This window comes from Psychrobacter sp. (assembly GCF_036731945.1).
GTDB lineage: Bacteria > Pseudomonadota > Gammaproteobacteria > Pseudomonadales > Moraxellaceae > Psychrobacter.
In genome coordinates this window covers 8642-11597 of sequence record NZ_DAINDI010000058.1, presented here as the reverse complement: position 1 = coordinate 11597, position 2956 = coordinate 8642, and the positions used below count along the sequence as shown (strand labels likewise).

Genomic DNA, 2956 nt, shown 5'->3' with positions numbered 1-2956 from the left:
CTTATGGTTGTCTTAATATTCATGCTTCGCTGTTGCCGCGTTGGCGCGGTGCCGCCCCGATTCATCGGGCGTTACTAGCGGGTGATAGCGAGACTGGCATTACCATTATGCAAATGGATAAAGGCTTGGATACGGGCGACATGATTTATAAAGTCAGCGCACCTATCGAAGCTGATGATACGGCCGCCAGCTTGCATGATAAGATGGCGGCACTTGGCGCGGCGGCTATTACTACCGTATTAAAAGACTTGCCACATTATCAGGCACAAGCGGTTGCTCAAGATGACAGCCAAGCCAATTACGCCGAAAAATTGGTCAAAACCGAAGGCGAAATCGACTGGACGCAGTCTGCTACACAGATTGAACGCCAGATTCGTGGACTGACTCCTTGGCCTGGTGCCTACACCTTTTTAGAAGGGCAGCGCGTCAAAATTTTGGCCAGTCTGCCGGTAAACCCATCACAGCAAACGGTTAAGCCTGCGGGCACTGTTATCAGTGTTGGGCGAAAAGCCATACTGGTCGCTTGCGGCAAAGACACTACTAGCGAACCACAAAGTAATGAATACTCAGCGACGACTTTGGCGATTACCAGCTTACAATTTGCAGGTGGTAAGCCAGTGACTGCTGAGCAAATTTGCCATGGTAATCAATTAAACGATGGCGATCAGTTTATGGCAGAAGTAAAGTAACTTACTTACGCTTAATGTATTTAATAACAAGCACTCTAACTTTTATCAGACGCTCTCGATCAGACGTCAAGGAAATTCAATTTAATGAGACAAACCAGCACTGCACCAAGAAATAATAAGCTTAAACCTTCAAGCAACCTTATTATGAATGGTAGCGTTCGTGTCCGGGTGATTCGCACTTTAGTGGCCATTCAAAACGGTCAATCACTTGCCAGTGTCCTTGATCCTTTATTAAACAGCTTACACGACGGCGATAAAGGCTTTGCACATGCCTTACTACTGACGACACTGCGGCAGTGGTACGCGCTGGCACGTTTGCTCGATACGCTAGCGGACAATCCTATCGATGAGATTGAGGTTCGTACCACTATTCAAGTGGGTTTAGCGCAATTGCTGTATTTAGAAGTAGCGGACCACGCAGCGATTCATGAAACGGTTGAAGCGGCAAAAGAGATTGATTTTGCCCATGCAACAGGTTTGATTAACGCTATCTTGCGTAAAGTCGCTAAAAATCCAAGCAAATTCCGTAAAAAATGTGATAAAAAGCACAGTCTGCCGAACTGGCTTGCTTATCAGCTTAAGCAGGACTGGAGCGAGCAGTATGACGAGCTGACCCAAGGTTTGCGCCAAGCGGCACCGATGTTTTTACGCGTCAATTCGGCGGTTAGCTCAGTAGAAGATTATCAGAAAATACTTGATGGGGCAGAGATTGATGCTGATGTGGTTGAGCTAACAACTGGTTTTAAGGTGGCGAACTCGTCAGATACCGCTATAGCAACAACGCTATCTACCAAAGGTCTTAGACTACATCAAAGCACAGCCGTGAACGCTTTGCCGCATTTCGCTGAAGGGGCTGCTAGCGTACAAGATATGCACGCTCAGCTTGCGGCGCCAATTATTAATAAAGCGTTGATTAATAAGGTAAGCGCTGATAAGTCCGATGCCGATTCAGATAGTAGCAACAATAATGAACTACATATCCTAGATGCTTGCGCTGCCCCTGGCGGTAAATTGGCTCATTGGTTAGAATTATTAAGCTCAGATAAGCAATTGCCTTTGTTTCACGTGAAACAAAACGATGAATCTGTTTCTCTGGTTTCGAAAGTGAAGCTGACTGCGATAGATAATGAAGCGCCGCGTATCGAGCGTATTCACACCAATCTACAGCGCTTGAACCTAAGTCATCACGACTTGCAGCAAGCTGAGAAGGATATCGAGCTCAATATTGTTTGTGCGGACGCAACTATATGGCAAGGGGCGGGTAAGAAAAAGAGCAAACTCGTATTTGACGCTAGATTCTCCATGTACTGCGATAGGCGTGATTCGCCGTCATCCTGATATCAGTATTTTGCGTACCGAAGAAGACGTTGAGCAAACGGCACTCTTACAAGCGGATATTTTGCATAATCTATGGCCACAACTTAAAGTTGGTGGTTATCTGCTATATGTCACCTGTTCTATTTTAAAGCAAGAAAACGTCCAGCAAATGCAGGACTTTATCAGTCATCATAGTGATGCGGTAGCGATTGAATTTAGCGACGATTGCAACTGGGGTATTGAACAGGCGATTGGTCGTCAGTGCTTGCCGATTGATAGCGAAAGTGGTGATGGGTTTTATTATGCGTTACTTCATAAGACAATGGCATAAAACTGCTGAATAAACCGTTTTAAATATTGAATAACCTCATTATAGACAGGACAATCTAATGAAATATATCAGTACCCGTGGTCAGACAGCGCCGATGGATTTTAGTGATGTACTATTGATGGGGCTTGCGCCAGATGGCGGTTTGATGCTGCCTGAGCACTATCCAAATATTGATAGCACGACCCTTGATGAATGGCGTACGCTCAGCTATCCACAGCTTGCCATGGCGATTATGCAGCGCTTTGCTACTGATATCCCTGTGGCTGATTTGCAAGATATCATCGAGCGTACTTATACTGCTGAGATATTTGGTTCTGATGAGATTGTCCCTGTCCGTAAGCTTGAGGATAACTTATATATTTTAGGATTATCGAACGGTCCGACATTGGCATTTAAAGATGTGGCGATGCAGTTCTTGGGCAATGCCTTTGAGTATGTGCTCAAACGAAAGGACGCTCGCATTACTATTATTGGTGCGACCAGTGGTGACACGGGCAGCGCAGCAGAGTATGCATTGCGCGGCAAAGAAAATATCGAAGTCTTTATGTTGTCACCACACGGCAAGATGAGCGAATTTCAGCGCGCGCAAATGTATAGTTTGACTGATGATAATATTCAT

3 protein-coding genes and 1 pseudogene are annotated in these 2956 nt (G+C 45.4%); all 4 read left to right on the top strand.

The window, feature by feature from the left end; all coding sequences use genetic code 11:
• The coding region (gene fmt / locus V7D75_RS11315; protein WP_333614637.1) for a methionyl-tRNA formyltransferase at positions 1-689 on the top strand (689 nt) is incomplete at its 5' end.
• 84 nt (positions 690-773) lie between these two features.
• Positions 774-2027 (top strand): transcription antitermination factor NusB, encoded by a 1254-nt coding sequence (locus V7D75_RS11310; RefSeq protein WP_442968959.1) that lies wholly within the window; start codon positions 774-776, stop codon positions 2025-2027.
• The gene (locus V7D75_RS14660; RefSeq protein WP_442968958.1) at positions 1975-2337 is read left to right on the top strand and encodes a hypothetical protein; all 363 of its coding nucleotides are present in this window, start codon (positions 1975-1977) and stop codon (positions 2335-2337) included. Before V7D75_RS11310 ends, V7D75_RS14660 begins: the two co-directional genes overlap by 53 nt.
• A 58-nt stretch (positions 2338-2395) precedes the next feature.
• Positions 2396-2956 (top strand): annotated as a pseudogene (locus V7D75_RS11305) (threonine synthase); the annotation flags it as partial.

Bases quoted from the DNA above. Each gene is read 5' to 3' on its own strand.
- V7D75_RS11310 (WP_442968959.1), top strand. From the start codon at position 774: ATGAGACAAACCAGCACTGCACCAAGAAATAATAAGCTTAAACCTTCA.